The following is a 1,946-nucleotide window of genomic DNA, read 5'->3' as shown; positions in this document are numbered from 1 at the left end:
GAACACCGGGGCGCGCGGCCTTTTTCCGTACCGCGGCGCTTTCCGTACCGCGGCGCCCGGCGCGGCCACCTGCCGCGGGCGCCTGCCGCGCGCCTACTGCTGCGCGGCGCCCTGCTTGAACTCCAGAGCCGCGGCCATCTCCCCGAGCTCCTCGAAGGAGGCCGTCCCGGTCACCACCGTGACGTGGCCCTGCTCCTGGCGCACGAGGGCGTCGTACTTCTCGCCGTCCCAGCGCTCCCAGGCCTGGTCCCCGACCTGCTGCGTCTGCCCGGTGGCCTCCGCCTTCCGGGTGACCTGGGCGATGTAGGCGGGCGTGACGTCCGTGGACTGCTCGACGGACACGTACTGGTCCTTCGGGTCCAGGAAGCCCAGGTGCCAGGCGTTCGCCTTCTTCCGGTCGAAGGTCACCGAGGTCGCCCGCCACTCCTTGGCCAGCCCCACGGGGGCCGCCACGGGGTACGGGGCCGCGCGCCGGGCCGTGAGCGTCTCGACGCGGTAGTCGACCACTCGCGTCGGGTCGGCCTTCTCGTCATGTGGGATGAAGATGTAGATCACACCCACGACGATGCCGAGCACCCCGAGCGATAGGACCATGTCCCGGACCGTCTGCTTGCCTCTCATACCTGCCACCGGACCATCGTCCCGCATCGCCCGCGGCGGTCGTCGCCGGGGTCGGCGTGGCGCGCCCCACGGCCCGCAAGATGTCCGCTCAGGACAATCGGCTGACCGATATACCGCTCATACGTGACCCGGTCTGCTCAATTTGTCGACGTACCGATAGAGTCCAGGGACCCTCACTCCCGGCCGTCGCCGTACAGAAAGGTGCGCTCCGATGACCGAGCACAACCTGCCGCCCCAGCTCGTAGTCTCTCCGGAGGCACCCGACCGCAACCTCGCCCTGGAACTCGTCCGGGTCACCGAGGCCGCCGCCATGGCCGCCGGCCGCTGGGTCGGGCGCGGCGACAAGCTCGGCGCCGACGGCGCCGCCGTCAACGCGATGCGGACCCTGATCTCCACCGTTTCGATGAACGGCGTCGTCGTCATCGGCGAGGGCGAGAAGGACGAAGCCCCGATGCTCTTCAACGGCGAGCGGGTCGGCGACGGCACCGGTGCCGAGGTCGACATCGCCGTGGACCCGATCGACGGCACCACCCTGAACGCCAAGGGCATGCCGAACGCCATCGCCGTCCTGGCCGCCGCCGACCGCGGCACCATGTTCGACCCGTCCGCGGTCTTCTACATGGAGAAGCTGGTCACCGGGCCCGAGGCCGCCGACTTCGTCGACATCAACGCCCCGGTCTCCGTCAACATCCGCCGCGTCGCCAAGGCCAAGAACATGGCCGTGGAGGACGTCACCGTGGTCATCCTCGACCGCCCCCGCCACGAGGGCATCGTCAAGGAGATCCGCGAGACCGGCGCCCGCATCAAGTTCATCTCCGACGGCGACGTCGCCGGCTCGGTCATGGCCGTGCGCGAGGGCACCGGCGTGGACCTGCTCCTGGGCATCGGCGGCACCCCCGAGGGCATCATCTCGGCGTGCGCCATCAAGTGCCTCGGCGGCACCATCCAGGGCAAGCTGTGGCCCAAGGACGAGGACGAGCGCCAGAAGGCCATCGCCGCCGGCCACGACCTGGACCGCGTCCTGCACACCAACGACCTGGTCTCCGGCGAGAACGTCTTCTTCGTCGCCACCGGCATCACGGACGGCGAGCTGCTGCGCGGCGTCCACTACCGCTCGGAGACCGCGACGACCTCCTCGCTGGTCATGCGCTCCAAGTCCGGCACGATCCGGCAGATCGACTCGACCCACCGCCTCTCGAAGCTCCGCGCCTACAGCGCGATCGACTTCGACCGCGCCCAGTAGGACGCGGACGGCACAGACGTGAGGGGGGGTTCCCCCGGGGGGGGGGACCCCCCCCCCCCCGGCCCCCGGCGGGTATTAAAAA

The 1,946-nt window shown here is 70.3% G+C and carries 2 protein-coding genes; one reads left to right on the top strand and one right to left on the bottom strand.

Features of this window, described 5'->3' with window-relative positions:
• Window positions 1-93 precede the first annotated feature (93 nt).
• Entirely contained in the window at window positions 94-621 is a 528-nt protein-coding gene (locus ACWGDE_RS38545) for a DUF4245 domain-containing protein (protein WP_453393749.1), read from the bottom strand.
• Between the two features lie 211 nt (window positions 622-832).
• Between ACWGDE_RS38545 and glpX the strand changes: the two genes are divergently transcribed.
• Window positions 833-1,864 carry a class II fructose-bisphosphatase gene (gene glpX / locus ACWGDE_RS38540; RefSeq protein ID WP_453393748.1) on the top strand — a complete coding sequence of 344 codons (1,032 nt, stop codon included), beginning with the start codon at window positions 833-835 and terminating at the stop codon, window positions 1,862-1,864.
• Window positions 1,865-1,946: the final 82 nt, after the last annotated feature.

The organism is Streptomyces sp. NPDC054956, assembly GCF_053609185.1.
This window is presented reverse-complemented; position numbering and strand designations above follow the sequence as displayed.